Genomic DNA, 18,365 nt, shown 5'->3' with positions numbered 1-18,365 from the left:
GGGATCCCACCCCTCGGCATCCGGCGTTCCAGGGGCGCCTGACAAAAACCACAGACCTCCCATGAGCTGGAAGAACATGAGTTGTCCACAGGGCCGCTGCAGGAAATCGGGAATTCTCCGATGATGGTTGTGCGGCCGCGTCACCGTCGGTGGTGCGAGGGGGCGCGGCCGTTCCGCCCCGGGAGACAAGCGAGGACGCCATGACCGTTTCCGTTTCCGTCGCCGACGCCGTCCGTTCCTGCCTCGACTGGGCCCGCAGCGCCCGACCGCCCCGTGCGGTCGATCCGCGTTTCCTCACCCGGGTGCTCACCGTCCACGGAGCCGTCCGCTCCGATCCCGGGGACTGGGACCGCGACGACGTCACCCGGGTCGCCCTCGCCCTGTCCGCCGAGGGTTCGGTCCCCGAGGGGTTCCGGAGCACCTGGCTGGCCTGGTGCGACCACCTCGTGGAGCGGGGCCTGCTCGGCCCCGCGGAGAGTCCCCGAACCCTGCGGGCCGCGGTGGAGGCGGCCGAGGTCCTCCCCCGGGAGCACGTGCCGTGGTCACCGGCGGGCGACCACAACCCGTGGGGACAGCTCTGGGAGTCCGAGGACCTGCCGCGCGTCCACCTCGCCCCGGCCGAGCACTCCGCCGCCGCGGCCCGCGCCTGTCCGACCCTGGAGCGGGCGCTGCGCCTGGCCGCGTGGACGAGTCCCGGTCTGCCCCTGGCGGGGGAGGTCGAACACGAGGCGCTCACCGACCACGACCGGGACGAGGCCGCCGCGCATCTGGGCCTGTCCCGGGAGGAGGTCCCGCACCTGTTCGAGACCGCGCTGCGCGCCGGGTTCCTGCGCACCACCTACACCGAGGTCCGTCCCGGCCCCGCCGCGCGGGCCTGGGACGACGACGCCCGCGTCGTGCGGTCCTGGGCGGAGGCGCTGCCCACGATGGTGGCCGGGCACGGCACGCTGGGTCTGAGGGTGCTCGGTGAGCTGTTCACCTCCGGCGGGGTGTGGACCGTCCCCGACCTGGTGGAGGCGCTCGCCCCGTGGCCGGCGGCGGTCCCGTCCCCGAGGCCGGCGGCACCGGCGGAGCCGATCTCGCCGGAGGGGCCCCGACCGGAGGAGGGCCTGGGGACACGGGTCCCGGACGCGAAGGCGCCGGGCGCGGACCCCCCGGGTGCGCGTCCCCCTGCCGCGAAGGGCTCGGTGCTTGGAGAGGGCTCACCGGAAGAGGAGGTCGCGGCGGCGGTGGAGACCCTCGTCGTCTTGGGCGCGGTCGAGTCGCTGCCCGACACGGGACTGCGGATCACCGCCCTGGGCGACCAGGCCATGGCCCACCGGTGGCGGCGCTGGGGGATCTCCCTGCCCGGCTACCCGCCGGTCGGCGGCATGGGCGCGCGGGAGCTGCTCTTCCAGATCTGGGAGGGGCGGCCGGTCGACGCCGAGGCGCTGGGACGGCGGTGGATGGCCGGACGCGGAACCCGGACCGCCGCCCGGGAGCTCCTGGCGGTCTGCGCCGAACTCGGCTCCTGGCGCCAGCGGGTGGACGTCTTCCGGCTGTTCCACGGGCTGGAGCACGAGCTGCGGGAGGTGTTCGAGGCCTACCGCGACCACCCGGTGCTGGGCGGGTGGATCGCGCACGCCCGCAACGACCCCGGCCGGATCCGACTGGAACAGCTGGTGGTGGTCCTGCTCGACACCTACGCCCTGCGGGTGGAGCTGGGCGCGCCCCTGCCGGCCGACGCCCCGCTCTGGCAGGACCCGGAGACGGTCACGGGGCTGATGTGGCGTTCGGGCCACCCCGCCACCGACAGTGTGCTGAACGCGATCGCCCTCGGCGCTCTGGGCCCGGAGGCGGCGCGGGCCGCCCGACGCGCGCGGTTCAGCCCGGCGGGGGCGGCGCCCTGAGCGGACCGCGCTCACCGGTGCTGTCCGGGTCGTCGTCTCCGTCGGTGAGGGCCGCCATGCGAAGAGCCAGTTCCTGGGCCTGCACGAGGTGGGAGAGAGCCTCCTGCTGGTGCGGGTGGGCCGCCCCCGCCTCCGCGGTGCGGTCGGCGATCGCGTCGAGTTCGGCCGCGCTGCGGCGGTCCTGGTCCTCCAGTTCGGCGGCGCGCACCCGGTGCGCGTAGTCCTCCAGGGACCGGATCCGCCGTTCGACCTCGGCGACGTCCTCGTGGAGGGCGGCGCGGGCTCGTTCGGCCGCCTGGCGGCTGCGCTCGCCGGTCAGGGGCATGGTCTCGATCCGCTGCCGGGTCCGGGACTGCCGGAGCAGGCCCTGGGCCACCGCCCACTCGATGTCGGCGAGCACGACGCGGTTGCGCACCTCGTCGAGCAGCAGGCCGCGCTGGTGCAGCGCGGAGTCCAGCACGAAGTCCACCGCCCGCTGCGCCCGGCCGAGCATCCGGCGGGCCGGGGCGTCGAGCATGTCACCGGTGACGAAGAGTCCCTGGAGCTCCTCGACGGCGTCGGGTTCGCCGATCCCTTCCGCCTCCGCGGCCCGGACCCGGCGCAGGCGCTGCAGGCTGTACAGGGCGGCCCCGCCCATGAGCACGCCGGGCACCAACAGGAGTCCGAAGGCGTCCGGGGCGTTGAAGAACAGCAGGGCCAGCACGCCCGCCAGACTCATCAGGAGGACCATCAGGGCTCCGGAGGACTCCAGGACCGAGCGCGGTGCCGGGTCGTGCTCCGGAGCCAGTTCACCGGGCTGCACGCCCCCGGGATCCCGGCTCTCCCTGGCCAGGGACTCCTTCAGGCGCTCGCGGTCGTCCTCGCCGAGTTCGGGGTGCGCACTGATGCCCCGTGGTTCGGCGTGGTGCCTGCCCGCGTCGAGGACCAGCGCCGAGCGCAGCCGCACACCCGCCGGGGTGAGGCACCAGCCGTCGGCCTCCTCGTCGTATCCGGCGAGTCCACCCGCGACCAGATCCGACACCGTCCTGTCCGGCAGTCCGGGGTCCAGGGCGAACAGGTCCGGCCGGTCCTCCCCCGGGCGCGCCCGCGCCACGGCGGCCATCGTCCCGGACGAGACCTCGGCCTCCTGGCCGTCGTCGAGCCGGACGCGCGCGGCCTCACCGCCACCGGACCCCGCCACCGGGTCCCACCGATCCTCCACCTCGGAACGCCCTTCCTTCCCACATACGTCCTCCCGGCGCCCGTCGGTGTTGAGAAGCCACCGGCCGCCGGTTGGTTCTGCGGACGATACGGAACATGACCGTACCGGGAGCGGGCCGAAGCCGCCGCGGGGCCGTCCCAGGGGCGCGCCGGGCCCCGGTTAAGCCGTCCCTGGAGCCGCCCGGGGCGTCCGGAGCCGGGGCCCGGACCGGTAGCCTCGAACCGCCGTCACACCGTCGAGAGGTCACTTCATGAGTCGCAACGTGCTGGTCACCGGTGCCGCCCGGGGGATCGGGCGGGCGGTCGCGACCGCCTTCGCCGAGGCGGGTGACCGGGTCGCCGTGCACTACGGCAGCCGCCGGGCCGAGGCGGAGGCCACCCTGGCAGGACTGCCCGGTGAGGGGCACCTGCTGGTCGGGGCCGACCTGCGCGACCCCGACGCCGCGGCCGCACTGGTCGGGCAGGCGGTCGAGGGCCTGGGCGGTGTGGACGTGCTGGTGAACAACGCGGCGGTCAACCTCCCCCACCCGATCGCCGACACCTCCTACGAGGACTGGCAGGCGGCCTGGCGCGAGACCGTGGACGTCAACGTGTTCGGGGCGGCCGACGTCTCCTACCTCGCGGCCCGGCACATGATCGACCGGGGCACCAGGGGGCACATCGTCAACGTCGGCTCCCGCGGCGCCTTCAAGGGCGAACCGGACCACCCCGCCTACGGGGCCAGCAAGGCCGCCCTGCACTCGCTCGGCCAGTCGCTGGCGGTGGCCCTGGCCCCGCACGGCATCACGGTGGCCTCCGTGGCCCCCGGGTTCGTGGAGACCGAGCGCGTGTCCGAGCGGCTCACCGACGAGGTCCGCGCGCAGAGCCCGTTCGGCCGGGTGGCCGCACCCGAGGAGATCGCCTCGGCCGTCCGCTACCTCGCCTCGCCCGAGGCCGCGTGGTCCTCGGGAGCGGTCCTGGACCTGAACGGCGCCTCCCACCTGCGCTAGACCCTCGACAGGCCCTCCACCCGGTCTCCCAGCCGCTGACTCTCCGGGATTCTCCGAATCCGCCCCCAAGCTTTCCGGGAATCCAGGAAGCGGGGTCACGGACATATCAGTAACAGCACCCGAATCCAGGTTTTTCCGCCGCTGGCACAGCTTCGTCCGGCGCCCGAAAACCCCTTTCGGCGGCGTTCTTCCCACGATGTCCCCGAAACCGCACCACAGCCCCGCGCACTCGCTGTACAAGGGAGGGAGACTCGACGCGAGGAGAAACCCGGGGGCACAGATGTCATCCCACCATTCGGAGGCGCCGTCCCACCGCCGGTTCGCGGCCCGACCGGTGTCCCTGCTGCCCACCGAGGAACTCGCCCGCAGAGCCCTGTCCTGCCACCTGATGCGCACCGCCGTGGACCTCGCCCGCTGGTGCGGCCCGGTCACCCCGGTGGACGTGGAAGGCGTACCGGACCTGAACGACGTCCGCTCGGCGATCAGGAGGTTCGGGCTGTGGCCGCGCTCCCTGTGCCGGGACCGGGAACGGCGTGAGGCCTGGGCCGAGGAGATCACCTCGGTCTCCCAGGCCGAGGAGTTCCTCACCGTCTGGCGCACCGCCCGGCACGTGGGCATGATCGAGTGCGAGACCGGTCAGGCCCGCCCCGCCCCGGAACTGGAGCGGTGGCTCGGCTCCGCCGGCCGGGTCCTGCGCTGGTGGACCCTCGCCTTCCACGTGAGTGTCGAACGCGCGCTGCGCGACACCGCCGGGCTCGAACCCCACACGGTGCTCGGCCGCCTCTACGAGTCCCCCAACGGAGCCCGCGTCCCCCTGCGGCTGGTCACCCAGGAGGTCCTGCCCGCCCGCGAGACCCACTACCTGCCGTCCCGCTGCGCGGCCTGGAGCACCGTTCTGCTGACCCGGGCGCTGTGGCAGCTCAGGGACGCCGGGGCGATCTCGATGGGCTGGCACGGCCCCTGGCCCGACCACGCCGGAGCGCACAGCCACCGCCCCGGACCGGCCTGGGTGCAACTCACCGACCTGGGCCGTTTCGGTATCCGCCAGATCCTCCTGGCCGAGGAGCAGCCCGCGCCCCTGACCGAGGAGTTCGTCCGGCTCGCGGCGGACGAGTTCCTCGACGCCCTGGCCGACTTCTCCCCCGACGGCCAGCTCGTCGCGCTCACCGCCTGGTTGGACGCGCGCGCCCCGGACCGCGCCCTGCGGGAGATCGTCGCGGTCTCGTCCGGGCCCGGGCTGGCCCTGCGCCGGTGGAACGCCACCATGGCACTGGGCAGCATCAGTTCGCGGATCGAGCCCGAACTGTACGCCCTGCTCCGTAGCGAGGACCCGACCGTGGCCAGTCTGGCCTCGGTGGTCCTGTTGGCCTCACGGATGCTCTCCGAGCCCGAACGCGCGCGACTGACCGCCGCGTTCGGCCACTGGACCGCCATCGACATGTTCGCGGCCGCCACCTGCCTGGGTGAGACCGGGCTGAAGTCGTTCCTGGTCTCCGAGGCGGCCGAGGGCATCGACCGGTTCCTGCTCGCTGACGTCGCCCGGCTCTGGGACCCCGAGCACCCCGACACCCGTGAGGTCCTGCGGGTCCTGGGGCGGCACCACCCGGACCCGTCGATCGCGGCCAGGGCCCGCGCGGCCGAGTCCCACGCGCCGCCCCCGCCCTGACCGCGCCCTCCTCCGCTCCCGCGGGTGCCGTCCACCCGTCGGACCGCCGGGGCCTGTCGGGCCGGTGGGCCCCGTCAGTTCAGCGGAGTGCTTTCCCGTCCGGCCCGCTGCTCCGTCCTGCGCCGCCTGCGCCGGAGCACGACCAGGCCGAAGAACAGTGAGGCGCCCATCGTCGCGGCCATGATGGCCAGGAAGGCCCACGGACCGATCAGCGGGCTGACGATCAGCGGGATCGCCGCGGCGGTGACCAGGCCGCCGCCGAAGAACGGCTCGAAGACCAGCTGCTTGTACCCGAACGCCGGGTAGGCGGGCGTCTTGACCTCCGGGTCCACCACACGCATGAGCACCATGCCGGTGGCGGTGACGCCCAGCGACTGGCCGAACTCGCCGATGCCGCGCTCGAACCAGAAGTCCGGCATGATCCGCGGCGCCAGGAAGAGGAAGGCGAACAGGCACCACAGGACGCCCGCCACGGACAGGATCGCGAACGCGGCGATGTTGTCGGCGATGGCCTGGAGGGACAGGGTCGCCATGGCGGCGATGATGAGCACGTCCAGGGACATCCCCTGGATGCGCTCCACCGACTGCTCGTCGACGATGTGGTTCTTGTCGAACCGGTCGATGAACATCTGCACGACGATGCCGCCGATCATCGCCAGCGGGAAGAGCGGCACGTAGGCCATGACCTCGATGGCGTCGGCCCACACGGCCTGCTCGACCCACTGCAGGGCCGACAGCAGGAGCTGGCCGATGATCACGGCGAGGGCCACGAGGCCGAAGTGCAGGGTCAGCGGGTCCATGGACGAGGGGTGGACCGTCATGGTCGACCCCGCGGTGCGGTTCTCGCGCTCGATCAGGCCGGCCTGCTCACGGTCGGTGCGCTTGCCGTCGGCACTGATCACGCTGGTCTTGCCCCGGCGCGCGCCCCAGTTGATGAGGGTGATGCCGATGATCACCCCGGAGAGCAGCCCGACGGTGGCCATGCCCAGGGCCAGGTCCTGGCCCTCGGCCCAGCCCACCTGTTCGAAGGTGGTGCCCAGACCGGCTGCGGTGCCGTGTCCTCCGAGGAAACCGATCTCGATCAGCGCGCCCGAGATCACCGGGATGTCGAAGAAGGGCGCCAGGACCAGCAGGGCCAACAGCAGACCGATGACGTACTGGCCGCTGGCCACGGTGATGCCGAAGGACAGGTTGGGTCCGGCCAGGTCGACCGCCTCACGCAGCTTGGGCATGCGTTTGCCCAGGAAGAGGCTGGCGAAGACCACCGAGATGAGCAGACCGGGCAGGGCGGACCAGACCGACATGACGTTCACCCCGAAGAGCCCGCCCTCGGCCGCGCGCTCGGCGAACTCCACCGCGATGCCCCGGTCGGCGAGCAGCTCCATGGCCCGGCCGAAGAGGTCGGGGCCGAGCAGCAGCGCGATACCGCCGCCGATGATCGAGCTCGGCAGGTAGAGCCTCTGGGTCAGCTTCCACTTGACCCGGACGAGCTTGGAGATCAGCAGCAACACCCCCAGGAGGAGGAGTGCGAGGCCTACGGTGTCAGGGGACATATCTACCTCTCAATACGGTCCCGCGGGCGCTCAGGGGCGTGCAGGGGCATGCTTGTGCTCCCCTGGCGGGCGCGCGGTCCCGAACAGGGCACACGGATACACAGGGGTTGTTGCTGGGAGGTGGATGACGTGCGAAAGCGACTCAGCTCACGCGAACGCCTCGGGAATCCTACACACGGTCACGAAGCCGCCGAGACGGCCTCGGGACGGTGCGCGGCGACACCTCCGGAGCGGCTTCCGGAGGCCGCGAAACACCCCCGTCCCCGGTAGGGAATCCCCGGAAGGGCCGGGAAGCACTGCCGTTGGCGCGTTCACGTTCCGTCAGCCACACTCCGCGCCGCCGAAGATTACCCGCTCCACCCGGATCCACACCCCGGGACACCCGGGAATCACGGTGAGGATGATCATGCCCGCCGTCCGCGGAACCCTCTCTAGGCCCACTCCTCCCCGAAGAGCCTGCGGGCCACCTCGCACAGCTCCCGGTGCCGGGCCTCCTCGGGGCCCACGACACCGACCCCCTCCTCCCGCTCGTCGCCCGACGGCGCCAGTCCCAGGGTGCTCCGCACCGCCGGCACCGTTCCCGAGGCGCCGCGCGCCCAGACGTCCCAGGCCTGTCTGCAGCGCGCCGACAGCGCGCGGCCGAACTCGGTGGTCACCCCGCCGAAGACCAGCCCCAGCAGCTCCGCCTCGCGCAGCGCCCGCAGGACCCGGCCCTCCGTGTCCGGTTCGGTCTCCGTCGAAGGCTGGTACCAGGTGGCGGCCGCGACCAGCCAGCGCGCCCCGGTCCGCAGGTCCCGCCCCTCGGACCGCTCCGCCAGCAGACGCTCGCCCGCCACCCCGGTGCTGGTCCCCCAGGGCAGGTCGTTCAGCGCGCAGGCCAGCCCCCAGCGCACCCGGGCCTGCCCGGCCTGTTCCCTGTCCCGGGAGGCGGGGGGACTCTCGGGGGCGGGCCACCACAGCGCCGTGTCCTCCGTCCCCGCCCAGGCCTCGGCCAGCGAGGCCAGCCTGACCTCGGTGTCGGTGTCCTGCCAGGCCACGGCCTGCTCCGAGAGCACGACCCGGCTGTCCTCGGCGGTCAGGAAGCCGAGGACCGCACCGGCCTCCACCCAGATCCGGGCCAGGTCCTCCTCCCCGCCGGCCGCCTTGGTGAGCCGCCGGCGCTCGCGCTTCATGAGCTGCCCGTCCTTGCGCAGACGCGGGGGGCGCTCGGCGACCGCGGCCAGCAGCCGGGTGTCGGCCCCGGCCAGGCCGGTCAGGGCCCGCCGCGCACCTTCGGCCACGTCGGCTCCGCCGCCGGACATCATCCGGTCCACCGGCACGCCCACCACCGGCTGAGGGGCCGGGCTGAACGGCCAGGGGTGGGAGCGCCGGATCGCCAGCGCCACCTCCCTCGGCACCACGAGCCTGCGGCTGAGCGCGTCCACGGGCATCAGCAGGCCGCGCTCGATCATCCAGTCCAGGTCCGGGTCACCGGTCCCGTCGACCGGGAAGTCGAAGAGCCTGCCCCGGTAGGCGCCCCCGTCGCCGTCCTGGTCGAAGAAGTCGACCTCCGTGCCCAGGAACGCGTGTCCGAGGATCAGGTGCACGATGTCGGGCTGGGCCCCGCGGACCAGGCTCCGCACCCGTTCGGGGCTGGTGAGGACCCTCTCGATGTCGTCGGTCAGGGTCCGCCGCTCCCTGGTGGGGTCCATCCCCAGGGCCAGGGCCATCCTGCGGATCCCCGGGAGGTCGAGCTCACCCAGCCCCGCTTCGACCGAGGGCGGGTCCTGGGGGAGGCCGAACTGGTAGCGGGCGTCGTCGAGCAGGTGGTAGCCGCCCTGCCCGTCCGGCCACAGCAGGACCAGGTCGACCAGCTCGGCGATGGTCTCCTCCGCCCGGACCCGGGCCAGCCCCGGGCGTTCGGCGTCCACCTTGGCCAGCAGTTCCTCGTGGTCCACCGGGCCCAGTTCCCCTCGGTTGAGCACCACCCGACCGCCCGGCACCCGGACGACCTCGTACTCACCGTGGACCGCGAGCAGGTCGTTCCGGTCCTCGGCCAGACCGACCGCCGCGTAGATCATCTGGTGGTGGGCGAGGGTGAGCCGCTCGAAGGCTCTGCGGCGGTAGACCAGGAGCGGCAGCAGGTACAGGACGGTCTCCGGCGTGGCCCGGGGATACCTGACCACCCCTTCCGAGAAGGTGGCGAGAAGGTCGGCGACCCGCTCCGGGGGCATCGAGCGAACATGGGACTCCAACGCTGCACGACGGTCCATCCGTTCAGACTAGACATCCCGGGCCCCGGGCACACGGCCTGCCCCGCGGTCTGTGGACAACGGCAGGCGCCGGACCCGTCGGCGCACCGGTGACCGCACACCTGTGGCCCCGCCCCGGGAGGTGCGTGTGTCCGACTTGCGGCACTCGTACTCCGGGTTCGTACCGATCTGCGCAAAACCGCCCCGCCGCCCCACGCCGGAGCGGTAGAAGAGGTGTTCACGAACACCTCCAGGACGAACACCCCCAGACGAACACCAGATGAGAAACCGGGAGCGGACGTGCCCTCTCATGACCCGTCGAACCCGGAGCACCCAGCCCTCTCCGCAAGGCCCGTGTCACTGCTCCCCGCCGACGCCCTCGCCCGTATGGCCCTGGACTCGCCCCTGCTGTGCGATGCCCTGAGCCTCGCGCGGTGGAGCGCCCCGACCACACCGGTGACCCGCCACGGCGTCCCCGGTATCGACGACGCCCGCACCGCGATCACCCGGTTCGCCCTCTGGCCGCCCGACCTGCCCGGACGGACCGCGGAACGCACCACCTGGCTCGGCGGCCTGCACTCCGCGGCCGAGGTCGCCCACTTCGTCGTCCCCTGGTCCGCGGCCCTGCGCCTGGGGCTGGTCGAGATCGACGAGGACCACGCCCGTCCCGCCCCGGGGCTGGAACTCCGGGCACGCGACCCCGAACAGGTCCTGGCCTGGTGGTTCCGGGAGTTCGAGCACACCATCGCGAACGCCCGGGGCGAGCTCGCCGGCCCCGGCCCGGCCGCGCCCGGCACCTCCGGACCGGATCTGCTCCCGGGGGTGCTCCGGCACCTGTACGAGGCCCCCGACGGGTCCCGCCCCGACCTGGACACCCTGGCCCGGGAGGCGCTGCTCTCCCCCGCGCCTCCCCTCTGCAGAGCCACCGACCTGCTCCTGCACGTGCTGTGGCAGCTCTCCGACACCGGGGCGGTCGCCCTGGACCACCACCCCTCCGGCCCTCGTGGACGCAAGGGCCACGGCCACTGCACCGTCGAACTCACCGCGCTGGGCCGCTACGGGGTCCGCAGACTCCTGCTGGAGGTGGGCATCCACGCTCCGCTGGTGGACACCCTCGCCGAGGCCGGCGCCGCCCGCTTCCTGGACGCGCTGTCCGTACTGCCCTTCGAGGAGCGGCTCGCCGAGGCGGGCCCCTGGCTGGACCGGCGCGGTCCCGCCGAGGCGCTGCGCCAGATCACCGAGGTCGTCTCCGGGCCCGGCGTGGCCCTGCGCCGCTGGGTGGGCACCCAGGTCCTCAACACCACCAGTTCCGAACTCGAACCCGAGCTGCGCTCCCTGCTGTACTCACCGCGCCCCGCCGTGGCCAGTATGGCGGCGGTCGTCCTGCTCTCCTCCGGGATGCTCAACCAGCGCGGCATCGACCGCGTGCTGGACGGTCACGGACCGTGGGTGGTCATCGACATGGTCGCGGCGGCGATGACCCCCGACAACGCGGACCTGCCCGGTTTCCTGTCCGCCGAGGGCACGCCCGACATCGAGCGGACCGTCCTCGACGACCCCGACCCGGTCCTCCTGCGCGCCCACCCGGACACCCTTCCCGTCCTGGACGCCCTGGCCCGCCACCACCCCGACCCGGCCACCGCCACCAGGGCCCATGACCTCGCCGGCCGGCTCCGCGACACCCCCTGACGCCCCCGGTCCCGGCGGCCCGTCCCGGCCCGGGGACGCTTCCCGGGGCCGCCCCCCGGGGCCGGGAGACCGCGGCCTTCATGTCGGCCCTGGCCGAGGACGGGCACCGTGCCCCGTCCTGGGCTCCGTCTCCCCGCCGCCTCCTGGAGGAGGCGGCCTCCCCCCTGCGCGGTTCCGCCGACCGGAGCCGTCTGCGCCTGTCGCACCGGGTCGGGGCGCCCCGCGGCAGGGTTGTCCACAGGCCTCCGGCACGGTTCCGGGATCCGTGCCAGTGTTGGTTCCGCGGCCCCTTCCGGCACAGCGGGCCACGGAATGTCACCACCTCCGCGCATGATGTGCACCAGGATCACCAAGACCCCGAACCACCTCCCGTGCCGACACCCCTGGAGGACGAGGTTGCTGCTCCCCGAACCGACCACACGTGACCGCCGACTCGCCCGTCTCGGAACCTCCTGGCCGCTCCTGCGGAGGGTCCTGCAGCGGGGCGAGGAGGGCTGGCGCAGCGTCACCGACAACCACGGCGTCACCGCCCGCTCCCAGTACGCCTACCAGGAACGGCTCGCCGCCCTGCGCGAGGAGCAGAAGCTCCACCACGGCTGGGACAAGGCGCGGCTGCTCAAGATCGAGCTCACCGTCAACCCCGAGCACACCGTCGCCTTCCAGACCCTGATCGGGGACCGCTGCACCGGGCTCGTCGACCCCGAACGCCCACCTCGCAACCTGCATCCGCGCGGCCCCAACGGCCAGCGGTTACTGGGCGGTGACGGCGACGCCGAACAGCTCAAGCTCTTCCCCGACGACGTCCTGCCCCTTCCTGCCCGGGAGGAGGTCGAGCTCACCGACTACGAGAACCTGGAGGTCTGGGTGCTCCTGGTCCATCGGGTGAGCGAACCCGGGACCGGGCGCGTACTCTGGCACAGCGAACTCTCCCGACCGCACCCGCCCAACGAGGCGGGTTACCTCACCAGGTGGCAGGAGCGGATCCCGCTCCCCGTCCTGGAGATCGGCGCGGTGGACCACCCCGCGGGCGAGGGACAGCACGAACTCGACATCCAGATCGGCCCGCGTTGACCGACGCGCCGGGCCGAGGAGCACGACAGGGCAGCACACACCATGGTCACGCCGTCACGCCTCCGGCTCGCACGGGAGCGGAGGGGCCTCACCCTCACGGGTCTGGCAGGGATGAGCGGCGTCCCCGTGCACCGGCTGACCTCGTACGAGAACGCCCGAGCCGTCCCGGACGGGAGCGTCGTGCGCGCGCTCGCCGCGGCCCTGGACTTCCCCGTGCCCTTCCTCACCGGGGACGAGGTCGAGGAGATCCCGGCCGAGGCGGTGGCCTTCCGTGCGCTGAGCAGCACCTCGCTGCGCAAACAGAGGGCTGTGCGCTCCCAGGCCGCGCTCGCCGTGGAGCTGAACTCCTGGCTGGACGAGCGGCTGACCCTGCCCTCCCCCGACGTCCCCACCCACGGGTATCCGGACGCGGAGGCCGCAGCGGAGCTGGTCCGGGGGCGGTGGGGCCTGGGCCGGGCGCCTGCCCCGAACACCGTGCACCTCCTGGAGTCGCGCGGAGTGCGGGTGTTCTCCCTGGACAGCGAGCACCGGGAGGTCGACGCCTTCAGCCTGTGGCGGGACGGGGTGCCCTACGTCTTCCTCAACACCGCCAAGAGCGGGGAGCGCGGGCGCTTCGACGCGGCGCACGAGCTCGGTCACCTGGTCATGCACGGGCGCGACCGGGCCCTGAACACCCCGGAGGCCGAACGCGAGGCCAACCGGTTCGCCAGCGCGCTCCTGATGCCCCGGGCCGACGTCCTCGCCCGGATGCCCTCCGGGGCCCACGTCGACCAGATCCTGTCCGCCCGGCCGGTCTGGCGGGTCTCCGCGATGGCCCTCGCCCACCGCCTGCACGACCTGGGCCTGCTCACCGACGACCAGTACCGCTCCGCCTGCCGGCGGTTGGCCGAACTCGGCTACCGCTCGGCCGAGCCGGGCGGCATCCCCCGCGAGACCTCCCAGGTCCTGCCCAAGGTGCTGTCGGCGCTGCGTGCCCGGGGTCTGCCGCCGGCGCGCGTGGCCGCGGCGCTGCACATCCCGCTGACCGAGCTCAACACCCTGGTGTTCGGGCTGGCCCTGACCCCCCGCCCCGGCGGGGGCCGGGGCAGTGCCGCAGGCCGTCCCGTCCTGCGCGTCCTGCCGAGCCCCGCGGAGTAACCGCCGGGCGCGCCCCGCCGATCTCCGCGGGGCTCGTCCTAGCCGAGGGCGTCGAGGTAGGTCCAGGCGCCCTCGTGGCGGAGGAAGCGGCTGTTCTCGTGGACTTCGCCGGCGCGACCGTCCTCCCTGAAGCGGGCGCGGAACTCGACCGTGCCCTCGCTGTGGAAGGGGGTGCCCTCACCGGTGCCGAGGATCTCCAACCCGAGCCACTCGGTGCCCGGGTCGAGTTCCACCTCGGCCGGGCGCCGGTCCGGGTGCCAGGAGCGGAGCAGGTAGGCCTCGTCGCCGACCACGAAGGCGCTGTAGCGCGAACGCATCAGGTCCTCGGCGGTGGCCGCCTTCGCCGACCCGTCGTGCAGGCGTCCGCAGCACTGCCCGTACGCCTTCGGTCTGCCGCAGGGGCAGGGCCGCTCGGCTGAGAGGGACGGCTGGTGGCGAGGGTTGCGCTTCGACATCCGTCCAGTCTGGCAGCTGTCCGCCCCCGGTGGTCACCCGTCGTCAGCCCAAGGCGGCCACACACGCCACCAGGAGGATGAGCATGAGCGCGATCACCACGGCGATCGCGCAGCCGACCCCGAGGCATCCGGAGAACCCGGCCCCGAAGGCGTTGGACCCGCCGGAGCTCGGCGGCGGATAATACGGCTGGTCAGGTCTGCCTTGAAAGCCCATCGGAGCCCTTTTCCGGGTCCTCTCCTCTGGAGACCATGCCCGGACCGGCGATCCGCAATCTTTCGGGTGTCCGGGATCGGCCGTCCCCTGAGCTCTCCGTGGACCGCCGCTCGGCTCCGGTAGGGTCCCGTGGATGAGACGTGATCCTCTGGAACAGCTGTCGCTGGACGCGGCGCTGGCCGAGACCCTCCGGATCCGCAAGGAGTTCGACGACGCGCACGCGTGGCTGGTCAGAACCCTCGAGGGTCCCGTGCCGCCGGTGTGCGCTGAGGTCTGGGCGTTCTCCCCCGACCTCGAACACGTGCTGCTGGTCCGGCACCCTTGGCGCGGCTGGGTGTGCCCGGGCGGAACCGTCGAGCACGGGGAGAGCCCGCGCACGGCCGCCGTCCGGGAGTTGCACGAGGAGACCGGCCTGCGCGCTGAGGTGTCCGGCCTGCCGGCCGCCTCCTGGGTGCGCTCCTACCGCACGGGCTGGTCGCCCGTCCTCGGGCTGGCCTACACGGCCGTCCTGGACCACCGTCTTCCGCTGAGCGGGGAACCCGGACAGCCCGCTGCCTGGTTCGGGCTGGACCGCCCCTGGGAGAGCGTCTTCCCCGAGGATCGCGAGCGGTTGCTGGAAGAGGCCCGTCACCTTTGCGAGAGCGTCACGGAATAGCGCCGACCGCACGGGCGGCCCCGCCGGACGAGGGGATCCGGCGCGGCCGCCCCACTGCTGTCTGTCAGCGGATCGGGCGTCGTGGTTCGGGTGGTGGGAGCCATCGGGGCGGTGGCCCGTCATCGGGAGCGGGGCGTGGACGAGGAATCGGGAGGATGTTTCCGTTTCGTGCTTCGATGTCCATCCATAGGAGGAGTACCCAGTACACCGACGGATCCGAAACACGGATCCACCGTTTTTCTCCCGCATGTCCTTACTGCGCCACTGGAAAACCCGGTGCCCCTTTTGTCCCAATGGTCGTCAGGAACGGTTCCACGAGGTGATGACGGGGCGGTCGTGTTCGATCCCGAGGGTACTGAGGGATCCGGTGTCGAGGCGGAACATCGCCCCGCCCGACGCGGGCAGTCCCAGCCATCGGGCGGTGAGCACGCGCAGGAGATGACTGTGGGCGACCAGCACCACGTCGCCGTGTTCGCGTGCGGAGGCCAGGTCGGCGAGGACCCGGTCGGCCCGCACCCCCACCTGGTCGGGGCTCTCCCCCGGGTGCTCCGGCGGCCCCGGCGGAACCCCGTCGATCCACAGGTTCCAGCCCGGCCGCCCCCGGTGGATCTCGGCGGTGGTGATCCCCTCGTAGGCGCCGTAGTCCCACTCCACGAGGTCCGGGTGCTCCACGATCCCGGGGAGTCCGGCGAGTTCGGCGGTGTGCCGGGCCCTGCGCAGCGGGCTGGCGAGCACCAGCTCGAACCCTCGTTCCGCCAGCAGCGGGCGTAGCGCCCGGGCCTGCCGTTCGCCCTCCTCGGTCAGGGGCAGGTCGGTGCGGCCGGTGTGCCGCCGCGCCCTGCTCCACTCGGTCTGTCCGTGCCTGACGAGTACCAGTTCACCCATCCGGGTGTCATTCCCGGCGCACGTTCCCCGCATACCTCGGAAAAGCCTCCGACTTCCATCAAAAAGGACACCCCACCAGCGCCGATATAAAATCCGAGGCGATCCGCGAACGCATCTGGAAGAACGTGTGAGAACCCGTTCCAGGAGGAAGAAGAGAAATGCCCACCGTTGAATGGAATCGCAGGACCTGGGGCAGGACGCACTCCTGGGAACGGAGCGGCGACGAGTGGGCCTTCATGGCCGCGTACTGCCGGCAGCCCTACGAGGAGTGGAAGGGCAGCCTCGTCGACACCCTGCTCGTGCCGGGAGCCGCCCGCGGGACCTCCCTGGAGATCGGTCCCGGGCACGGGCGTTGGACCGAGCACCTGCTGGCGCACTCCCCCGAGGTCTGGATCGTGGACGTCAACGAGAGCTGCCTGGAGCGCTGTCGCGAGCGGTTCGCCGACCACCGCGGACTCAAGGTCCACCACACCCCCGGCTGCTCGATGGACCCGGTACCGGACGCGTCGGTCGACTTCCTCTGGTCCTTCGACGTCTTCGTCCACCTGGACCCGGACGTGGTCGTCGGCTACCTCGCCGAGGCCGCCCGGGTCATGGCCCCCGGGGCGACCGGCGTCGTCCACCACGCCGGCAAACCGGACTGGTCCCTGCGCCTGGCCCCGCTGAACCGCCGAGCGGGCCGCCCCGGCAAGATCGCCCAGCGCTGGATCAGCCAGCGCCGCTGGCGCGACGACGGCAACCGCTCCGACGTCTCCCCCGAGGCCTTCGCCCGCTGGGCCCGGGAGGCGGGGCTGGAGGTGACCGGGCAGCGCACCTCGTGGGGGCCCGAGGACCAGTACACGGTCGACAAGTACCGCGACTGTGTCACCGAGCTCCGCAAACCCGCCTAGGGAGTGTTCCGCGGATGCTTTCGGTGGGCTCGGCGCTTGCGCCGATGACTGTGAGCGGCCGTCCAGGCAATCTCTCGCCAGACGATGAGCGAGGTCAGCCTGGGGTTGGCTGTCCGAGTGATATCGGCGCAGCGAGAGGCAGCCTGGTGGCCGCGAACCCGAAATGATCCAAGGAACACGACCTAGCCGCGCGCACCGGAACCCGGGCCTGCCGAAACACGGAAAAGCACGAGGCCCCGCCTCCCGATGAACGGGGGCGGGGCCTCGGGCCTGCTTCTGCGGAGCGCTAGGCAGCGGCCTCGGCGGCGCGCTTGGCGACGCGTGCGGCGCGCAGCTCACGGGCCTCGTCCGGGTCCAGGACGGGGGCCGCGGTGAGCAGCTGCTTGGTGTAGTCGCTCTGCGGGTTCTCGTAGACCGAGTCGCTGTCACCCGTCTCCACGATCTCGCCCTTGCGCATGACGATGACGCGGTCGCTGACCTGGCGCACCACGGCCAGGTCGTGGGCGACGAAGATGTAGGTGAGCCCGAAGTCGTCCTGGAGCTCGGAGAGCAGGCGCAGCACCTGGTCCTGCGTGGACACGTCCAGCGCCGAGACCGGCTCGTCGCAGATGATGAGCTTGGGCTTGAGGATCAGCGCGCGGGCGATGGCGATGCGCTGGCGCTGGCCGCCGGAGAAGGCGTGCGGGAACCGGTTGTAGTGGTTGGGCTCCAGACCCACGCGCTCCAGGAGCTCCTGGACCTGGCCGCGGATCTTCTTGCCGTCCTTCTCGCCCTGGACCCTGAGCGCGGTGCCGATGCTCTCACCGATGGTCAGGCGCGGGTTCAGCGACGAGTACGGGTTCTGGAACACCATCTGCACGTCGCGGCGCAGCGGACGCAGATTCCGCTCGGACATGTGCGTGATGTCCTGGCCCTCGAACTCCACCGTGCCCTCGGTGGGCTCCAGCAGCCGCATGACCATGCGGGACAGGGTGCTCTTGCCGGAGCCGGACTCGCCCACGACGCCGAGGGTCTCGCCCTTGTGCAGGTCGAAGCTGATGCCCTTGACCGCCCAGAAGTCGGTCGCCTTGCCCCACGTGCCACCGCGGACCTTGAACCGCTGGGCCACGTCCCGGACGCGCAGCAGCGGCTCGCCCTCGGTGGTGGCGGGAGAGAAGGCCTCGAAGTCGCCCGGCTCGGTGACGGTGCCCTCGCGCTTCTCCTTCTCCACCCGGTCGGCGCGGTCCTGGGCGCGGCGCTCGGCCCGCGAGACCTCCACCCGCGGCACCGCGGCCAGCAGAGCCTGCGTGTAGGGGTGCTCCGGCTCGGACAGCACCTTGCGCACGTCACCGCGCTCCACGGCCTGGCCCTTGCGCATGACCACGACCTCGTCCACGGAGCCGGCCACCACGGCCAGGTCGTGGGAGACCAGGATCAGCGCCATGTTCAGGTCGCGGCGCAGCTCGTCCAACAGGTCGAGGATGCGCGCCTGCACGGTGACGTCCAGGGCGGTGGTCGGCTCGTCGGCGAGCAGCACCTTGGGGTCGCACATGAGGCCCATGGCGATGACCACGCGCTGGCGCATGCCGCCGGAGAACTCGTGCGGGTAGGAGTTGATCCGCTTGGCGGGCTCGGGGATGCCGACCCGGTCCAGTGCCTCGACGGCGCGCTTGTACGCGTCCGCCTTCTTGGCCTTGGGGTGGTGCACCAGGTAGGCCTCGACCAGCTGGTTGCCGATCGTGTACTGCGGGTGCAGCGACTGCATCGGGTCCTGGAAGACCATCGCGATGTCGTTGCCGCGCATCGAGCGCAGCTTCTTGTCGCTGGCGGTCACCACGTCCTGCCCGGCCACCTCGATGGAG

The 18,365-nt window shown here is 72.5% G+C and carries 14 protein-coding genes; 8 read left to right on the top strand and 6 right to left on the bottom strand.

What is annotated here, in order from left to right; genetic code table 11:
* The first annotated feature begins 200 nt into the window (after positions 1–200).
* Positions 201–1,889, top strand: coding sequence for a hypothetical protein (locus D458_RS0128015; RefSeq protein ID WP_017590037.1), 1,689 nt, complete (start codon positions 201–203; stop codon positions 1,887–1,889).
* Here the strand turns inward: D458_RS0128015 and D458_RS34450 are convergent.
* Entirely contained in the window at positions 1,864–3,090 is a 1,227-nt protein-coding gene (locus D458_RS34450; protein WP_017590036.1) for a hypothetical protein, read from the bottom strand. The two genes, D458_RS0128015 and D458_RS34450, sit on opposite strands and share 26 nt — an antisense overlap.
* Positions 3,091–3,340: 250 nt before the next feature.
* Between D458_RS34450 and D458_RS0128005 the strand changes: the two genes are divergently transcribed.
* Together D458_RS0128005 and D458_RS0128000 are read left to right on the top strand one after the other, a co-directional pair.
* On the top strand, positions 3,341–4,078 hold the full coding sequence (locus D458_RS0128005) for an SDR family NAD(P)-dependent oxidoreductase (protein WP_026119749.1): 738 nt from the start codon (positions 3,341–3,343) through the stop codon (positions 4,076–4,078).
* Positions 4,079–4,358: 280 nt separating this feature from the next.
* A complete protein-coding gene (locus D458_RS0128000; protein ID WP_040702897.1) occupies positions 4,359–5,744 on the top strand; it encodes a hypothetical protein in 1,386 nt (461 codons plus the stop codon).
* A 74-nt stretch (positions 5,745–5,818) separates the two neighbouring features.
* Here the strand turns inward: D458_RS0128000 and D458_RS0127995 are convergent, their stop codons facing one another.
* Together D458_RS0127995 and D458_RS0127985 are read right to left on the bottom strand one after the other, a co-directional pair.
* Positions 5,819–7,297: a sodium/glutamate symporter gene (locus D458_RS0127995; protein ID WP_017590033.1), complete on the bottom strand. Its 1,479-nt coding sequence runs from the start codon at positions 7,295–7,297 to the stop codon at positions 5,819–5,821.
* A gap of 431 nt (positions 7,298–7,728) precedes the next feature.
* A complete protein-coding gene (locus tag D458_RS0127985; protein WP_239648085.1) occupies positions 7,729–9,549 on the bottom strand; it encodes a hypothetical protein in 1,821 nt (606 codons plus the stop codon).
* 333 nt (positions 9,550–9,882) lie between these two features.
* Between D458_RS0127985 and D458_RS0127980 the strand changes: the two genes are divergently transcribed.
* The 3 genes from D458_RS0127980 (at position 9,883) to D458_RS0127970 (ending at position 13,425) form a co-directional block, all read left to right on the top strand.
* Positions 9,883–11,217 (top strand): hypothetical protein, encoded by a 1,335-nt coding sequence (locus tag D458_RS0127980; protein WP_017590031.1) that lies wholly within the window; start codon positions 9,883–9,885, stop codon positions 11,215–11,217.
* 396 nt (positions 11,218–11,613) lie between these two features.
* Positions 11,614–12,288, top strand: coding sequence for a hypothetical protein (locus tag D458_RS0127975; RefSeq protein WP_017590030.1), 675 nt, complete (start codon positions 11,614–11,616; stop codon positions 12,286–12,288).
* A gap of 42 nt (positions 12,289–12,330) precedes the next feature.
* The gene (locus tag D458_RS0127970) at positions 12,331–13,425 is read left to right on the top strand and encodes an XRE family transcriptional regulator (protein WP_017590029.1); all 1,095 of its coding nucleotides are present in this window, start codon (positions 12,331–12,333) and stop codon (positions 13,423–13,425) included.
* Positions 13,426–13,463: 38 nt separating this feature from the next.
* Here the strand turns inward: D458_RS0127970 and D458_RS0127965 are convergent, their stop codons facing one another.
* A complete protein-coding gene (locus D458_RS0127965) occupies positions 13,464–13,880 on the bottom strand; it encodes a YchJ family protein (RefSeq protein WP_017590028.1) in 417 nt (138 codons plus the stop codon).
* A gap of 347 nt (positions 13,881–14,227) precedes the next feature.
* Between D458_RS0127965 and D458_RS0127955 the strand changes: the two genes are divergently transcribed.
* A complete protein-coding gene (locus tag D458_RS0127955; RefSeq protein WP_017590026.1) occupies positions 14,228–14,749 on the top strand; it encodes an NUDIX hydrolase in 522 nt (173 codons plus the stop codon).
* Positions 14,750–15,049: 300 nt separating this feature from the next.
* Here D458_RS0127955 and D458_RS0127950 read toward each other — a convergent pair whose 3' ends face one another.
* On the bottom strand, positions 15,050–15,634 hold the full coding sequence (locus tag D458_RS0127950; protein WP_017590025.1) for a histidine phosphatase family protein: 585 nt from the start codon (positions 15,632–15,634) through the stop codon (positions 15,050–15,052).
* A gap of 158 nt (positions 15,635–15,792) precedes the next feature.
* Here D458_RS0127950 and D458_RS0127945 point away from each other — a divergent pair, with 158 nt between their 5' ends.
* The gene (locus tag D458_RS0127945) at positions 15,793–16,524 is read left to right on the top strand and encodes a class I SAM-dependent methyltransferase (protein ID WP_017590024.1); all 732 of its coding nucleotides are present in this window, start codon (positions 15,793–15,795) and stop codon (positions 16,522–16,524) included.
* A gap of 286 nt (positions 16,525–16,810) precedes the next feature.
* On the opposite strand, the gene D458_RS0127940 is transcribed toward D458_RS0127945, so the two are convergent.
* Positions 16,811–18,365: dipeptide ABC transporter ATP-binding protein (locus tag D458_RS0127940; RefSeq protein WP_017590023.1), on the bottom strand; the 1,555-nt coding region annotated here is incomplete at its 5' end.

The organism is Nocardiopsis ganjiahuensis DSM 45031 (assembly GCF_000341085.1).
Taxonomy (GTDB): domain Bacteria; phylum Actinomycetota; class Actinomycetes; order Streptosporangiales; family Streptosporangiaceae; genus Nocardiopsis; species Nocardiopsis ganjiahuensis.
Note: the sequence above shows the minus strand (reverse complement) of the source record. Positions and strands in the feature narration are given on the sequence as shown.